Origin of the sequence: Streptomyces sp. NPDC085937 (assembly GCF_044540535.1) — a bacterium.
Lineage (GTDB): Bacteria > Actinomycetota > Actinomycetes > Streptomycetales > Streptomycetaceae > Streptomyces.
Window position 1 is genome coordinate 37,966 of record NZ_JBITSH010000011.1, and the last position, 14,762, is coordinate 52,727.

The 14,762-nt window shown below is 73.6% G+C and carries 14 protein-coding genes; 8 read left to right on the forward strand and 6 right to left on the reverse strand.

Annotated features, from left to right (window positions below; all coding sequences use genetic code 11):
- Nucleotides 1-204 precede the first annotated feature (204 nt).
- Nucleotides 205-399: a hypothetical protein gene (locus ACIF8S_RS22655; RefSeq protein WP_006136669.1), complete on the forward strand. Its 195-nt coding sequence runs from the start codon at nucleotides 205-207 to the stop codon at nucleotides 397-399.
- 49 nt (nucleotides 400-448) lie between these two features.
- A complete protein-coding gene (locus ACIF8S_RS22660; RefSeq protein WP_400001268.1) occupies nucleotides 449-2,158 on the forward strand; it encodes a hypothetical protein in 1,710 nt (569 codons plus the stop codon).
- Between the two features lie 472 nt (nucleotides 2,159-2,630).
- Here the strand turns inward: ACIF8S_RS22660 and ACIF8S_RS22665 are convergent, their stop codons facing one another.
- The gene (locus ACIF8S_RS22665; RefSeq protein WP_400001270.1) at nucleotides 2,631-4,130 is read right to left on the reverse strand and encodes a PLP-dependent aminotransferase family protein; all 1,500 of its coding nucleotides are present in this window, start codon (nucleotides 4,128-4,130) and stop codon (nucleotides 2,631-2,633) included.
- 99 nt (nucleotides 4,131-4,229) lie between these two features.
- Between ACIF8S_RS22665 and ACIF8S_RS22670 the strand changes: the two genes are divergently transcribed.
- From ACIF8S_RS22670 to ACIF8S_RS22685, 4 genes are all read left to right on the forward strand, one after another.
- Nucleotides 4,230-4,895, forward strand: coding sequence for a YitT family protein (locus tag ACIF8S_RS22670; RefSeq protein ID WP_400001272.1), 666 nt, complete (start codon nucleotides 4,230-4,232; stop codon nucleotides 4,893-4,895).
- The gene (locus ACIF8S_RS22675) at nucleotides 4,892-5,659 is read left to right on the forward strand and encodes a glycerophosphodiester phosphodiesterase (RefSeq protein WP_400001274.1); all 768 of its coding nucleotides are present in this window, start codon (nucleotides 4,892-4,894) and stop codon (nucleotides 5,657-5,659) included. The genes ACIF8S_RS22670 and ACIF8S_RS22675 overlap by 4 nt, the downstream gene beginning before the upstream one ends.
- 51 nt (nucleotides 5,660-5,710) lie before the next feature.
- Nucleotides 5,711-7,057: an MFS transporter gene (locus tag ACIF8S_RS22680; protein WP_400001276.1), complete on the forward strand. Its 1,347-nt coding sequence runs from the start codon at nucleotides 5,711-5,713 to the stop codon at nucleotides 7,055-7,057.
- Nucleotides 7,058-7,336: 279 nt separating this feature from the next.
- Nucleotides 7,337-7,711, forward strand: coding sequence for an RNA polymerase-binding protein RbpA (locus tag ACIF8S_RS22685; protein ID WP_003977404.1), 375 nt, complete (start codon nucleotides 7,337-7,339; stop codon nucleotides 7,709-7,711).
- 167 nt (nucleotides 7,712-7,878) lie between these two features.
- Here ACIF8S_RS22685 and fxsA read toward each other — a convergent pair whose 3' ends face one another.
- The 4 genes from fxsA to ACIF8S_RS22705 form a co-directional block, all read right to left on the reverse strand.
- Nucleotides 7,879-8,469 carry an FxsA family membrane protein gene (fxsA, locus tag ACIF8S_RS22690; protein WP_400001278.1) on the reverse strand — a complete coding sequence of 197 codons (591 nt, stop codon included), beginning with the start codon at nucleotides 8,467-8,469 and terminating at the stop codon, nucleotides 7,879-7,881.
- 68 nt (nucleotides 8,470-8,537) lie between these two features.
- The gene (locus tag ACIF8S_RS22695) at nucleotides 8,538-9,404 is read right to left on the reverse strand and encodes a polyprenol monophosphomannose synthase (protein ID WP_400001280.1); all 867 of its coding nucleotides are present in this window, start codon (nucleotides 9,402-9,404) and stop codon (nucleotides 8,538-8,540) included.
- A gap of 540 nt (nucleotides 9,405-9,944) precedes the next feature.
- Nucleotides 9,945-11,549: an amidohydrolase gene (locus ACIF8S_RS22700; RefSeq protein ID WP_400001282.1), complete on the reverse strand. Its 1,605-nt coding sequence runs from the start codon at nucleotides 11,547-11,549 to the stop codon at nucleotides 9,945-9,947.
- A 402-nt stretch (nucleotides 11,550-11,951) separates the two neighbouring features.
- Nucleotides 11,952-12,392, reverse strand: a complete 441-nt coding sequence (locus tag ACIF8S_RS22705; RefSeq protein ID WP_400001284.1) for an Lrp/AsnC family transcriptional regulator — start codon at nucleotides 12,390-12,392, stop codon at nucleotides 11,952-11,954.
- 214 nt (nucleotides 12,393-12,606) lie between these two features.
- Here ACIF8S_RS22705 and ACIF8S_RS22710 point away from each other — a divergent pair, with 214 nt between their 5' ends.
- Nucleotides 12,607-13,041, forward strand: coding sequence for a hypothetical protein (locus ACIF8S_RS22710; RefSeq protein ID WP_024887322.1), 435 nt, complete (start codon nucleotides 12,607-12,609; stop codon nucleotides 13,039-13,041).
- 135 nt (nucleotides 13,042-13,176) lie between these two features.
- Nucleotides 13,177-13,428 carry a hypothetical protein gene (locus ACIF8S_RS22715; RefSeq protein ID WP_349793917.1) on the forward strand — a complete coding sequence of 84 codons (252 nt, stop codon included), beginning with the start codon at nucleotides 13,177-13,179 and terminating at the stop codon, nucleotides 13,426-13,428.
- On the opposite strand, the gene ACIF8S_RS22720 is transcribed toward ACIF8S_RS22715, so the two are convergent.
- On the reverse strand, nucleotides 13,391-14,563 hold the full coding sequence (locus ACIF8S_RS22720; protein ID WP_400001286.1) for an acyl-CoA dehydrogenase family protein: 1,173 nt from the start codon (nucleotides 14,561-14,563) through the stop codon (nucleotides 13,391-13,393). The genes ACIF8S_RS22715 and ACIF8S_RS22720 overlap by 38 nt on opposite strands.
- Nucleotides 14,564-14,762: the final 199 nt, after the last annotated feature.

The following is a 14,762-nucleotide window of genomic DNA, read 5'->3' on the forward strand; positions in this document are numbered from 1 at the left end:
GGGCGCAGCCGTACGGGTGAATCGCCAGGGTACTGGCTCGGGTGGCACATGACCTGATCTGCCCGAGGTAAAGATCACGAGAGGTCGCCACCAGGACACGGGGGCCGGATATCCACCCAGTTGCACCTTTTATCGTATAGATACATTCTGTGATCAGGGAAGAACTCATGGTGACTGCTGTCCCCGCGAACCAGGAGAACTCACATGATCATCTCGATCTCATGCGTGGTGCTGCTCGGCATCGTCGTCTTCATCTTCTTCCGCAAGGACGGACTGAAGCTGTCGCACGCCCTGGTGGCGATGCTCTTCGGCTTCTATCTGGCCAGCACGGCCATCGCCCCGAGCATCAAGGCGGGCGGCGAGAGCCTCGCCGGTCTGCTGGGCGGGTTCAAGTTCTGACCCGCCCCACCACGCCCAGCCCGCCCGCACGCACCCTCTGGAGACAGTTGTGGCCCGGCGCCCCCTCCCCCGCATCCTCAGCAACGGCAGCGCCCAGCTCGCCCGGAGCCGGGAGCTGGCCAGGACGGCGGCCGACAGCGCCACGGACGTCCTCCACCCGCTGATCACCATCACGCGCGGGCTGCGCCGGCTGGCCTCGGCCGGACGGCGCAGGTGGGTCGAGACGCCCAAGGAGCGGCGCGGGGCGCTGCTCCTCTCCGTGGCAGCGGTGCTGCTGGGGGTGGCGCTCGCGCCGTACGGTCCGCTGCTCGCCGTCGTCACCCTGATGGCGGCGGCGGCCTGGCACGGCCGGGACCGCACACCCGCGGCACCCGCCGGGCCCGCCCCGGGGCAGCTGCAGCGCCTGAAGTCGCTGTACGAGGCCCTGGTGCCCTACTTCTCGGCGGCCGACGACCCCGAGCCGCTCTACTCCCACGGGGGCGACTGGGGGAAGGTCTTCTCCGAGTACGAGTTCGACGGCACCGGCCGTCTCGCGCACCTGGTGATCTCCTACCCCGCGTACTTCACGGACGCCGAACCGGCGTCCCGCGCGCGGATCGAGCATCTGCTCGGCGCCAAGTGCGGACGCGGGCGGGAATACCACTTCGGATGGGACGAGGAAGCCAACCAGCTCACCGTCCGCGTCCTCGCTCCGCTGCCCACCGACATCGCCGCGCAGCCCTTCGTCACAGCCCCCGGCGAGACGGTCCTCGGCTTCACCGACCCCACGCGCGTGCAGCGGACGCTGCCGCTCACCCACGGCGCCCACGGCGAGGAGCAGCGCGACGTGCCGCCCGTGGTGTGGCGCACGGGCATCCGCTCCACGGAGCCGCACCTGCTGGCGGTCGGCCAGCCGGGCAGCGGCACCTCGACGCTGCTGCGGTCCATCGCCCTGCAGGCCCTGCACCACGGCGACGTGGTGATCGTGGACGGCGGCGGGACCGGTGAGTACGCCTGCCTCACCGGCCGGGACGGCGTGCTCGCCGTCGAGTGCGGTCTGACGGGGGCGCTGACCAGCCTGGAGTGGGCGGCCTCCGAGACCGAGCGCCGGATGGCCGCCGCCGACCGGGCGCACCAGGCGGGCGACCCACCGCCCGAGGACACCCGGCGTCCCCTGTGGCTGCTGCTGGACCGGCCCAGCGTGTTCACCCACCTCGCCGCGGCGGACGACCGCACGGACCCGCAGTCCCTGCTCCAGGCGCCGCTGCGGCACGGCCGCGCCGCGAACGTCACCGTGGTGGTCGCGGAGCAGTTCGACGGTCTGGAGGCCCTGGCGGGCCCGGTACGGCAGCACACCCGCGCGCGCGTCGTCCTCGGGCCCGCGACGACGGAGCAGCTGGAGACCGTGCTCGGGGCGCCTCCGCACACCACGCGGGTCGACCAGATGCCGCCGGGGCGCGGCTACGCCCGTCTGGGCACGGGGCCGGTCCACCGCCTGCAGGTCCCGGCGACCCCGGACCCGTACGACGACGCGACCAGCGACGCCCACCGCCAGGCGGTCCTGGAACTGCTGCCGCCCCGGACCACGCCGGCGGACGAGGAGCCGGAGCTGCTGGAGGCCGCGGCGGCGGAGCAGGGGCCGGTGCCGGAGGCCGTACGTCTGGACAAGGCGGCGACGGAGAAGGTCGCGGCTGCGGCGATGGTGGCGGAGACGGACGCGGAGACGGTGTCCGCGCGGCCGGCGCCCGAGGGGTCGGCGGTGGCGGAATCCTCCTCGTGACGCCGGGCCTCACGGCCAACGGGGTGCCGGGCACGGGCGGGGGCCGGGTGCGGCTTGTCTGTGGCCGGTCGCGCAGTTCCCCGCGCCCCTGAGGGGCGTTTCCGGCACCGCTGCCGTCTGCGGGCAGGCGTGCGGCACGGGTGGGCGCAGACGGCACCCCTTCCAGCGGGCCTCACCGCTAACGGCGTGCCGGGCACTGCCGGATGGGTGCCAGTCGGTTCGTGGCCGGTCGCGCAGTTCCCCGCGCCCCTGAGGGCGCTGCCGGCATCGCCGTTTCCAGCGGACCTCGCCGCCCGCGCCCCTGAGGGGCGTTTCCGGCACCGCTGCCGTCTGCGGGCAGGCGTGCCGCAGGGCGGCACGGGTGGGCGCAGACGGCACCCCTCCAGCGGGCCTCGCCGCTAACGGGGTGCCGGGTGCCAGTCGGTTCGTGGCCGGTCGCGCAGTTCCCCGCGCCCCTGAGGGCGCTGCCGCGTCACGCGACGAACGTGCGGGGGGTTTCCGTGCCTGACGTACCGCCCGTTTCGACGATGCGGGCCGCCGCCGCCAGGCGGGTGGCCGCCTCGTCGGCGACCGCGCCGCCCACCGTGAACGGCAGCCGCACATACCCCTCGAACGCGCCGTCCACCCCGAAGCGCGGCCCCGACGGCACGCGCACGCCCACCCGCTCCCCCGCCTCCGCCAGCCGCGAACCGGACAGGCCCCCGGTGCGCACCCAGAGGGTGAGGCCGCCGCCGGGCACCTCGAACTCCCAGTCGGGCAGTTCCCGGCGTACGGCGGCCACCAGCTCGTCGCGGTTCTGCCGCGCCTGGGCGCGCCGTACCGCCACCGCCTGCTCCCAGCCACCCGTGCCGAACAGCCAGTTCACGGCGAGCTGCTCCAGGACGGGCGTGCCCAGGTCGGCGTAGGCGCGGGCGGCGACGAGGCTGCGGATCACGTCGGGCGCGGCGCGCACCCAGCCGATGCGCATTCCGGCCCAGAACGCCTTGCTCGCCGAGCCGACCGTGATCACGGTGGACCCCGCCGGGTCGAACGCGCACACAGGACGCGGCATCTCCACGTCCTCGTCGAGCCACAGCTCGCTCATCGTCTCGTCGGCGACCAGCACCGTGCCGGCCGAGCGGGCCGCGTCCACCAGCCCGCGCCGCTGGTCCTCGCCGGCGAGCGCCCCGGTGGGGTTGTGGAAGTCGGCGACCACGTAGGCGATGCGCGGGGCCGCCTCGCGCAGCACCTGACGCCAGCGGTCCAGGTCCCAGCCGGTCAGGCCTTCGGCCATGGCGACGGGGACGAGCCGGGCACCGGCCTCGCGCATCAGCTGGAGGATGTTCGCGTAGGAGGGTGACTCGACGGCGATCCGTTCACCGCGTCCGCCGAAGAGGTGACAGATGGCGTCGATGGCGCCCATCGCGCCGGTCGTGACCATGATCTGCTCGGGCATGGTGGCGATGCCCCGCGCGGTGTAGCGGTCCGCGATCATCGCGCGCAGCGCGGGCAGCCCGGCCGGATAGTCGCCGTGGGTGTGCGCGTACGGCGGGAGCTCCTCCAGCGCGCCCTGGACGGCCCGGGTGAGCCAGGGCTCGGGGGCGGGCAGCGCGGCGCAGCCGAGGTCGATCATGGAGCCCAGGGCCTCGGGCGGCAGCGGCTCGAGCCCCCGTGCCGGGACCGGGTTGCCGGCCGGGACGGCGGTCCAGCTGCCGGCGCCGCGCCGTGACTCGAGGAACCCCTCACCGCGCAGCGCCTCGTAGGCGGCGGCCACGGTGGTCCGGCTCACGGAGAGGGCGAGGGCCAGTTCCCGTTCGGCGGGCAGCCGCGCGGCGACCGGCACCCGGCCTTCGAGGACCAGCAGCCGGATGCCGTCGGCGAGGGCGCGGTAGGCGGGGGGCCGCCGGGTCCCGGAGCCCGCCGGACGGTCCTGCTGGGAGTTGAGCAGCCGGGCCAGCTGGGCCGCACCCACTGCGGAAGTCCACTGCGCCATACGATTCAGTCCACCTTCCCCGGATTGGCCATGGATGACATGACCAGTCAGGCTCCAGGGTGGCATGCATCGGTCCACTTCCACCACAGGGGGCACCTCTTGGCCAGAAACTCGCTCCGCGAGCGGCATCTCGTACGGCGGCTGTTCCAGCTGTACGGGGGACTGGCCCTGTACGGGGCCAGCTCGGCGCTCCTCGTGCGGTCGGGGCTCGGTCTCGAACCGTGGAACGTCCTGCACCAGGGCCTGTCCGAGCGCACCGGGCTGTCGATGGGCGTGGTGCTGACCGCCGTGGGCGCCCTGGTGCTGCTGCTGTGGATCCCGCTGCGTCAGCGACCGGGGCTCGGCACGGTCTCCAACGTGCTGGTGATCGGCGCGGCGATGGACGCGACGCTGGCCCTGGTGCCGGACGCGCACGGCATGACCGTACGCGTGGTGCTGATGGCGGCCGGGATCGTGCTGAACGGCGCGGCGACCGGGCTGTACATCGCGGCGCGGTTCGGCCCGGGCCCGCGCGACGGGCTGATGACGGGGCTGAACCGGCGCACGGGGGTGTCGGTGCGTCTGGTCCGCACGCTCATCGAGATCACGGTCGTGGTCACCGGCTTCCTCCTCGGCGGCACGGTCGGCGTCGGCACGCTGCTGTACGCGGTGGCGATCGGCCCGCTCGCCCAGGTGTTCCTGCGGGTCTTCGAGGTCCCGGGGCGGGCCGACGGCACCACGGTCGTTGCCGCCGGGCAGCCCCAGCAGGCGATACTGCGGTCGTGACCCCCCCGATACGCCACCCCTACCTCGACCATCCCGGCCCGCTCGCCTTCGCCCACCGGGGCGGGGCGGCCGACGGGATGGAGAACACCGTCCGGCAGTTCCGGTGCGCCGTCGAGGCGGGCTACCGGTACATCGAGACCGACGTCCACGCCACGCGCGACGGCCGGCTCGTCGCCTTCCACGACGCCACCCTGGACCGGGTCACGGACGGCGCGGGCCGCATCGCCGACCTGCCCTGGTCGGAGGTGGCGCGGGCGCGGGTGGCCGGGGTCGAGCCGGTGCCCCTGTTCGAGGAGCTGCTGGAGACCTTCCCCGAGGTCCGCTGGAACGTGGACGTGAAGGCCGAACCGGCACTGCGGCCTCTGCTGCACCTGATCCGGCGCACCGGGTGCTGGGACCGGATCTGCGTCGGCTCGTTCTCCGAGGCGCGGGTGGTGCGCGCCCAGCGGCTGGCCGGGCCGCGGCTGGCCACCTCGTTCGGCACCCGGGGGGTGCTGAACCTGCGGCTGCGGTCCTGGGGGCTGCCGGTCCCGCTGCGCCGGTCGGCGGTCGCCGCGCAGGTGCCGGAGGAGCAGTCGGGCGTCCGGGTGGTCGACGAGCGTTTCGTGCGGGCCGCCCACGCGCGGGGCGTGCAGGTCCACGTGTGGACCGTGAACGAACCGCAACGCATGCACCGGCTCCTTGACCTCGGGGTGGATGGCATCATGACCGATCACATCGACACACTGCGCAAGGTCATGGAGGACCGCGGCACCTGGGTCTGAGACCCCCGCGCCCCGTCGCCTCGGCGCGTACACGGGGAAGCGAGGGCACGGGTGGACACCGACACCGTGCGGTCACCGGCGGCGGACGAGGGCGCCGCGCGGAGGCGCGAACAGCGCGGCTGGTACTTCTACGACTGGGCCTGCTCCGTGTACTCCACGAGCGTGGTCACCGTCTTCCTCGGCCCGTACCTGACCTCGGTCGCGGAGGCGGCGGCGGACGCGGACGGGTTCGTGCACCCGCTGGGCATACCCGTGCGCGCGGGGTCCTTCTTCGCGTACGCGGTGTCCCTGTCGGTGGTCGTGGCCGTGCTGGTGATGCCGCTGGTGGGCGCCGCCGCCGACCGCACCGGACGCAAGAAGCCGCTGCTCGCGGCGGCCGCGTACACCGGTGCTGCCGCGACCGCCGGGATGTTCTTCCTCGACGGCGACCGGTATCTGCTGGGCGGCCTGCTTCTGGTGGTGGCGAACGCCGCGCAGTCGGTCGCGATGATGCTCTACAACTCCTACCTGCCGCAGATCGCTCCGCCGGAGGAGCGCGACGCCGTCTCCTCGCGCGGCTGGGCCTTCGGCTACGCGGCCGGCGCGCTGGTGCTCGTCGCGAACCTCGTCCTCTACACCGGCCATGACAGCTTCGGGGTGTCCGAGAGCATGGCGGTGCGCATCTGCCTGGCCTCGGCGGGTCTGTGGTGGGGCGCGTTCGCCCTGATACCGCTGCGCCGGCTGCGGGACCGCCGCGCTCCCGCCCGGGAGGCGTCCCTGCCGGGCTTCCGGCAGCTCGCGGCGACGGTCCGCGACATGCGCCGGCATCCGCTGACGCTCGCCTTCCTGCTGGCCTATCTGATCTACAACGACGGCATCCAGACGGTGATCTCGCAGGCCTCGGTGTACGGCTCGAAGGAGCTGGGCCTCGGGCAGGCGACGCTGATCGTGGCCGTGCTGCTGGTGCAGGTGCTGGCGGTGGCGGGCGCCCTGCTGCTGGGCAGGCTGGCCCGGCGGTACGGGGCGAAGCGCACGATCCTCGGCTCGCTGGTCGCCTGGACGCTGACCCTCGCGGCCGGATACTTCCTGCCGGCCGGCGCGCCCGCGTGGTTCTTCGTGCTGGCCGCCGGGATCGGTCTGGTCCTCGGCGGCAGCCAGGCCCTGTCCCGGTCCCTGTTCTCCCACCTGGTCCCGCCCGGCAAGGAGGCGGAGTACTTCTCGGCGTACGAGATCAGCGACCGGGGGCTGAGCTGGCTCGGGCCGTTGCTGTTCGGCCTGACCTACCAGCTCACGGGCAGCTACCGGGACGCGATCGTCTCCCTGGTGGGCTTCTTCGTGCTGGGGTTCGTCCTGCTCGCGCGGGTACCCGTCCGGCGGGCGATCGCCGACGCGGGCAATCCGGTGCCCGAGCGGATTTAGCGTTGAGCACGAAAGGGCGGTAGTGTACGCGTTTGGCCTGCCAGGCGTACCGTTACTGCGCGTCAAAGATGCCGAACCGCTGTGTGACATCTGTGACTGGATGTGACAAACCGGGCGTCGGTGGGTACTGCACTGGTTGACAAAGGCTGCGGCCACGACGGTGACACATGACCCGGAACGGAACTCCGATCGGGAATCTTTACCGCCGACCGGACGTTGACCGGATGACGACGACAGCGACACCTGTCCTGTGGGCGACAAGCCCGGGAGGCACGATTCATGAGTGAGCGAGCTCTTCGCGGCACGCGCCTCGTGGTGACCAGCTACGAGACGGACCGCGGCATCGACCTGGCCCCGCGCCAGGCCGTGGAGTACGCATGCGAGAAGGGGCACCGCTTCGAGATGCCCTTCTCGGTCGAGGCGGAGATCCCGCCGGAGTGGGAGTGCAAGGTCTGCGGTGCCCAGGCACTCCTGGTGGACGGTGACGGTCCGGAGGAGAAGAAGGCCAAGCCGGCTCGTACGCACTGGGACATGCTGATGGAGCGGCGCACCCGCGAGGAACTCGAAGAGGTCCTCGAGGAGCGTCTCGCCGTTCTGCGGTCCGGTGCGATGAACATCGCGGTGCATCCGCGGGACAGCCGCAAGTCGGCCTGATCCCGGGGTCTGCCCCGCCCGGACGCACAGCGACACAGGACCGCGGGCGCCGTACGTGTACGGCGCCCGCGGTCCTGTGTGCGTGCCTGCCGAATCTTTGTGCGCGATGAGGAAGGGACGCCCCGGGCACCCGGGGCGTCCCTTCTTTCGTCAGTCGCGGGGCGTTCTCAGCGCGTCAGCGGCGGGGGCGGGCCCTGCCGGGTGTCGCCCGGGGCGCTGCCCGGTTCGTCCCTGATGACCTCGCCCTGGACGACCTTGCCGTCGGGGCGGTGCATGCGGGCCTGCTGGAAGACGTCCCCCAGCGAGCCCTGCGACGCCGCGGCCTCACGGAGCTTGCGCTCGAAGGTGCGCTCGGCATAACGGCTCACGGCCTTCTGCACCGGCGGCACCAGCAGGAGCAGGCCCAGCGCGTCGGAGATCAGGCCGGGGATGATGAGCAGCAGGCCGCCCAGCATCATCAGGCCGTTGCCCTCGCTGTTCGGCCGGGACCCGGGGGCCAGGGTGCCGTTCTGCTGCTGTTGCAGCGCCTCGGTGAGGTTCTTGAAGGCCCGGCGGCCGGCGCGCTTGATGACGACCGAGCCCAGCACGACGCCGGCCACCAGGACCAGGAAGACCACCAGGCCGTTCGAGGCCCCGGCGACCAGGATCAGCAGCCAGATCTCCAGCACGAGCCAGACGGCGACACCCAGCGGCAGCAGCGTGCGCAGCCGGGAGCGCCGGGGCCGGACGGGGTACGGGGTCTGCGCGCCAGTCGTCATACTCCCAGTGTGCCTGGGCCCGGCTCAGCGCGGGATAAGCGGCCCCGGTGTACGCGGGGCCGCCGCGGCTACGACGTGGGGCGGTCGCCGCCCGGGGCGGTCTCCTCGACCGGGGCGGCCTTGCCCGCCCGGGCCTGGCGGGGCTTGTCGTCGGCACGGCCGAGGACCTTGCCGACCCTCTCCCCGACGCCCCACGCGGTGACCCGCCACAGCGCCTCGACGAGGATGTCCCGGCTCATCTTCGAGTCACCGAGCTCGCGCTCGACGAAGGTGATGGGCACCTCGACGACGTGGTAGCCGGCCTTCACCGCGCGCCGGGCCAGGTCGACCTGGAAGCAGTACCCCTGGGAGGCCACCTCTTCGAGGCCGAGGCCCTCCAGGGTCTCGCGGCGGAACGCGCGGAAGCCGCCGGTGATGTCCCGCAGCGGCAGGTCGAGCGCCACACGCGAGTAGAGGCTGCCGCCGCGCGAGATGACCTCCCGCGACTTCGGCCAGTTGACCACCCGGCCGCCCGGCACCCAGCGCGAGCCGAGCACCAGGTCGGCGCCCTTGAGGGCGGTCAGCAGGCGGGGCAGCTCCTCGGGCTGGTGGGAGCCGTCGGCGTCCATCTCGACGAGGACGCCGTAGCCGTGCTCCAGGCCCCAGCGGAAGCCCGCGAGGTAGGCCGCGCCGAGGCCTTCCTTGCCCTTACGGTGCAGCACCTGGACGTTCCCGTCCTCGGCGGCCAGCTCGTCGGCGAGCTTGCCGGTGCCGTCGGGGCTGTTGTCGTCGGCCACGAGGACGTGCGCGTCCGGAACGGCCTTGCGCACGCGGCCGACGATCGCCTTGATGTTCTCCGCCTCGTTGTAGGTCGGGATGACCACCAAAGCCGTACCGAGCGGGCCGAAGTTCCGCCCCTGGGATCCTGCCGCGAGGGTCCCGCCGCCGTCGTTCACTGCTGCCCCTTCATGTCCTGTGCGCAGGGTCCCACCTTAGTGGGCGCGTACTGCGTCGGCGTGACAGGACGTTCGTATGGTGGTGTCGTTTCCCGAAGATCGGGTAGGCACACCTGTTTCCCGCCGGTGGACGGGGACAGCGGATGGGGGCCCGGCGCCCTTCGGGCCGGCCTGGGATCCGCCGGCTGCGGATCGACCTGAAGCCGTTGTCTACTGAGCGCCCGGGCCCCACCCGGGGTCGCACCTCCCCGGCCGGCGGACACGTCCCTCGGCTCCGCGCCGCGCTGAGCCTGGCTCCCAGTGGCGGTGCCCCGGTGCGGCACACCGTCCCTGACCCAGCGGCGCTGACACGAGTGGCCGGACGTTCTCCGGTCGGGCGTCCGGTGGTGGACCCGGCCGAACCTACCGGCCCCCTGCGGCCGCCTGTCAACAGCCGTTCGACCTGCGCAGTGTGGTGCAAACGCCTGGTCAGAGGCGAGGATGCGCAGGTCGCGCGACGGGGGCGCGGCGCATGATCACCCGCCGCGCCGCCCGTGCAGATCACTCGCCCGGCCGTACGAAGACCGTCCGGCCGCCGACCACCGTGCGGAGGCAAACGGGCAGGTCACGGCCGGGGGTGAGGTCGGGCAGGCCGGGCGTGCCGGACCTCGGGTCGGTGGACCAGCGGGCCACGCGGTCGTCGGGGGCCTGGACGACGAGTGCGCCGGTACGCCAGACGGCGTAGTCGGCAGGGGCACCCGGCACGAGGACGCCCGCGTCGTCCCGTCCGGTCGCCCGCCAGCCGCCGCGGGTGTGGGCGGTGAAGGCGGCGCGCACGGAGACGCGGTGCTCGGCGGTGTGGTGGAAGGCCGCCGCGCGGACCGTGCCCCACGGGTCCAGCGGGGTCACGGGGCTGTCGGAACCGAAGGCGAGTGGGACGCCGGCCCGCAGCAGCGCCGCGAACGGGTTGAGCGTGCGGGCCCGGTCGGCGCCCAGGCGCCGCGCGTACATGCCGTCCTCGCCACCCCACAGGGCGTCGAAGGCGGGCTGCACGGAGGCGGTGAGGCCGAGTTCGGCGAACGCGGCAATCGTCTCCGGGGTGACCATCTCGGCGTGCTCGACCCGGTGCCGGGCGGCGCGCACGCGGGCGAGGCCGAGCTTCTCGGCAGCCGCGCGGACGCCGTCGGCCACCGTGGTCACGGCGGCGTCCCCGATGGCATGGAAGCCCGCCTGGAGGCCCGCCTCGGTGCAGGCGATCACGTGGGCGGCCACGGCGTCGGCGTCGAGGTGCGCGGTGCCGGTGTGGGCGGCGTCGGCGTACGGCTCGTGCAGGCAGGCCGTGTGGGAGCCCAGGGCGCCGTCGGCGAACAGGTCGCCCGCCGCGCCGAGCGCGCCCAGCTCGCGCGCCTTGGCGACGTCCTGCTCGGCCCAGTAGCCGACGACGCGGGGCCCCGCCTCCTCGCGGGCGAGGCGCAGCAGGCCGGTGAAGTCGTCCTCGGAGGAGATCTCCGGTCCGCCGCACTCGTGCACCGTGCCGATGCCGAGCGAGGCGGCGTGCGCGAGGGCGGCGCGCTGGGCGGCGGTGCGCTGGGCCGGGGTGACGGCGGCCAGCGCGGTGGCGCGTACGGCGTGGTGGTCGTCCCCGGTGAGCGGACGGTCCTCGCGCGTCACGCCGCCCGCGACGAGGTCGAGCAGGGCGGTGGAGACGACGGCGGAGTGCACGTCGATGCGGCTGAGGTAGAGAGGGCGGCCGCCGGTGGCCTCGTCCAGTTCCGCGCGCGCCGGGGGGCGGCCGCCGGGCCAGCGGGCGGCGTCCCAGCCGTGGCCGAGCAGCACCCGGTCCTCGGGACGGGCGGCGGCGAACACCCGGACCCGGGCGAGGGCGTCCTCGAGGGAGACGGCGGTGGACAGGTCCAGGCCGGTAAGGGCGAGGCCGGTGGCCGTGGTGTGGACGTGCGCGTCCGTGAACGCCGGGGTGACCAGCGCCCCGTCGAGGTCGATCACCTCGTCGACCCCGTCCACGAAGGCGTCGGCGGCGCCCTCGGAGCCGACCCAGGCGACCTGGCCGCGCTCGACGACCATCGCGGTGGCGAAGGGGTCGGCGGGGCTGTGTACCTCGCCGCGGCGGAGCAGGACGGTGGGCGATGGGGCGGTGCGTTCACTCATGCCCACAGTCTCGCGCGCCCCGGCTCCCACCCCGCACGCAGGTCCCCTCCCCTTCGCGGGCGCGCGTGGGGATGCGGGCGCCCGCGCGTGGTCAGGGGCGGCCGGCGCTTCGCAGCCCGGCATGATCCGGTGGCGCGCCGCCCGCGCCGGGCTCACCCAAGAGGCCGACGCGCCCCGCGCAAGCCGATCCCGTCACGCGGCACCAAGGCGCAGGGGTCCGCGCGGGACTGCGCAGGGCCGGGCGACTCATGGATCAGTGGCGCCCGACGCGGGCGGGCCGGGCACACCGGACGAAGGCTCCCCACGCGCCCCGCCGGCGTCTGCCGGCGGGGCGCCGCACGTCGACCGGCCCGCCCGTGTCACGGGAAAGCGCTGTCCCCCGTACGTGACCGTCGGGTGGGTTCAGATGCGGGGCGGGCGGGCCTCGTACGGGGTGGAGAGGACGACCGTCGTGCGGGTCGAGACGCCCGCCAAGGAACGCAGCCGGGCGAGGAGTTCCTCGAGTTCGTGCGGGGTGGAGACGCGCACCTTGAGGATGTAGTTCTCGTCGCCCGCCACGCTGTGGCACGCCTCGATCTCGGAGACGCCGGCCAGCCGGTCCGCGATGTCGTCCGGGGCGCTGGGGTCGAACGGTTTGACCGAGATGAAGGCGGTCATCGGCAGGCCGACGGCCTCCGGGTCGACCACCGCGGCGTAGCCGCGGATGACACCGCGCTGCTCCAGCCGCCGCACCCGCTGGTGCACGGCCGACGTGGACAGGCCCGTGGCCTTGCCCAGGTCCGTGTAGCTCATCCGCCCGTCCTTGACGAGCAGCTGCACGATCTGTCGATCCAGCTCCTCCATGGCGCCGAACCTACAGTGCGCTTGATCGCCCCGGATACCGGAACGGCGACGCGGGAGCCCCGGGGACGGCACCCGCGAGCGGCATGTGACGAACGCCACAGCCTTTGCGCCGTCTCCGTGATGTTCTCGTGATTACCCCCCGGGGGTGGCGGGAAGTGCTTGCTGTGGTCGAGGCCGCAGTGCCTGAACGGCCCAGCCCGAGGGGGAGTACCCAATGCAGAGTCTTAAGCGCCCTGGCCGTACCACGTCCAAGCGGCAGCAGCCGGTCGTCGTGCCCGAGCCGGAGTACGTCGAACCCGGCACCCCGGACGACGAATCCGACGCGTACGACACGTTCGAGATGTTCCGGGTGGTGTGCCCGGACTGCTCGCAGCCCATCGCTCTCCTGGCGGACGAGGAGGTCCTGCCGGAGCACGCGCTGTGCGCCTCGCCGTGGAACCCGTTCGGGCTCACGGTCTGCGCCGGCACCGGCCGCCGCGCGTCCGAGGCCCGGCCGGCGGACGAGTCGGTCACGCCCCAGGAGCAGGACACGGCCCTGCTGCTGACGCTCCCTCAGGGGCTCGACTGGCGCACCCAGCCCTTCTCGCACGTCGGCGGACCGGGCTCCCGCCCGATCCGGTTCCCGGCGATGCGGCGCGACGCCGCCTGAGCGCGGGCCGGCCCGAGGGTGGCGTGCTCCGTCACCCTCGTCCCCGACGACCGTCCTCCGTGCGGGACACCCGTGAACGCACGCCCTATTCGGGGGATCGGTGACCCGCCCGCCCGCTTCCGCGTTTGGCCGGGCATGACGACCCCCACGTACTCGACGACCGGGCGTCAGCGCCACGTCTTCGTGCCGCCGCCCGTCGAGGTGGCCGCCGCCCCGCCGCCACAGCTCCCGGACCCGCCCATCTACCGCGAACTGATGCGGACCTGGGCGGACCGGGGCCGCACGCTGCCGGGACGGCACGACCCGGAGTGGACCCGGCTCGCCGAGCCCTGGCGGGGCTTCGGCCGGTTCAGCGCGTCTCCGGCCCCGCGAGGTGGCGGGCGATGACCATGCGCTGGATCTGGTTGGTGCCCTCGACGATCTGCAGGACCTTCGCCTCGCGCATGTAACGCTCGGCGGGGAAGTCGGCGGTGTAGCCGTAGCCGCCGAGGATCTGCACGGCGTCGGTGGCGACCCGCATCGCGGTGTCGGTGCAGTGCAGTTTGGCCATGGCGGCCTGCCGGGCGAACGGCCGGCCCGCGTCGCGCAGCCGGGCCGCCGCCAGATACAGCGCCCGTCCGGCTTCGATCTGCGTGGCCATGTCGGCGAGCATGAAGCGCAGCCCCTGGAAGTCCGCGATGGGCCGGCCGAACTGGCGCCGCTCGGTCGCGTAGCCGAGTGCCTCGTCGAGCGCCGCCTGGGCGACGCCGATGGCGCAGGCGGCGATGCCGAGCCGGCCGCCGTCGAGGGCCGACAGGGCGATGGCGAAGCCCTGCCCCTCGTCCCCGATGCGGCGCGCGTCCGGGACCCGGACGCCGTCGAAGTGGACCTGGGCGGTGGGCGACCCCTTCATGCCCATCTTCTTCTCGGGCGGGGCCGCGCCCACGCCCTCGGTGCCGGCGGGCACCAGGAAGGCGCTGATGCCGCGCGGGCCCTCGGCGCCGGTGCGGGCCATGACGGTGTAGAAGTCGGCGACCCCGCCGTGGGTGATCCACGCCTTGGTGCCGTCGATCACCCAGTCGTCCCCGTCGCGGACCGCGCGGGTGCGCAGGGAGGCCGCGTCGGAGCCGGAGGAGGGCTCGGAGAGGCAGTAGGCGCCGAGCAGACCGCCGCCGAGCATCGCGGGCAGGTGCTCGGCCCTTTGCTCCTTGGTCCCGAACGCGGCGAGCGGGTAGGAGGCCAGGGTGTGCACGCTGACACCGAGTGCCACGGTGAGGCGGGCCCGGGCGAGCTCCTCGAGGACCTGGAGGTAGACCTCGTACGGCTGGTCGCCGCCGCCGTACTCGGAATCGTAGGGCAGGCCGAGCAGGCCGGACTCGGACAGCAGGGTGAACAGCTCGCGCGGGAAGTGGCCCGCTTCCTCCTCCTCGGCGGCCCTGGGGGCGACCTCGCGCTGGGCGATGTCGCGGACGAGCGAGATCAGATCCCGGGCCTCGTCCGTGGGCAGTTGCCGGTCCACCGGCTGCGGGGCGCGGTCGGGCATGGCGTCGCTCTCCTCCCTGTCGGGCACATACGGCGTGCGCCTGGGGTGGAGGCCGCATCGCCGGGTCGTGTCAGTGCCTGGCCGATGCTCGCACTCCCGGGTCTCGGAAGCTGCTGACCAGCGGCTGTGCGCTGTGAGTATGCCCGATCGGCGGCATCGCGTCACCAGTTAACGACCGCTCACTTCGCGACACCTTTCA

Coding starts and splice junctions, on each gene's coding strand:
- ACIF8S_RS22655 (WP_006136669.1), top strand. CDS start 205: ATGATCATCTCGATCTCATGCGTGGTGCTGCTCGGCATCGTCGTCTTC.
- ACIF8S_RS22665 (WP_400001270.1), bottom strand. CDS start 4,130: ATGGCGCAGTGGACTTCCGCAGTGGGTGCGGCCCAGCTGGCCCGGCTG.
- ACIF8S_RS22685 (WP_003977404.1), top strand. CDS start 7,337: ATGAGTGAGCGAGCTCTTCGCGGCACGCGCCTCGTGGTGACCAGCTAC.
- fxsA (WP_400001278.1), bottom strand. CDS start 8,469: ATGACGACTGGCGCGCAGACCCCGTACCCCGTCCGGCCCCGGCGCTCC.
- ACIF8S_RS22700 (WP_400001282.1), bottom strand. CDS start 11,549: ATGAGTGAACGCACCGCCCCATCGCCCACCGTCCTGCTCCGCCGCGGC.
- ACIF8S_RS22705 (WP_400001284.1), bottom strand. CDS start 12,392: ATGGAGGAGCTGGATCGACAGATCGTGCAGCTGCTCGTCAAGGACGGG.
- ACIF8S_RS22710 (WP_024887322.1), top strand. CDS start 12,607: ATGCAGAGTCTTAAGCGCCCTGGCCGTACCACGTCCAAGCGGCAGCAG.
- ACIF8S_RS22715 (WP_349793917.1), top strand. CDS start 13,177: ATGACGACCCCCACGTACTCGACGACCGGGCGTCAGCGCCACGTCTTC.
- ACIF8S_RS22720 (WP_400001286.1), bottom strand. CDS start 14,563: ATGCCCGACCGCGCCCCGCAGCCGGTGGACCGGCAACTGCCCACGGAC.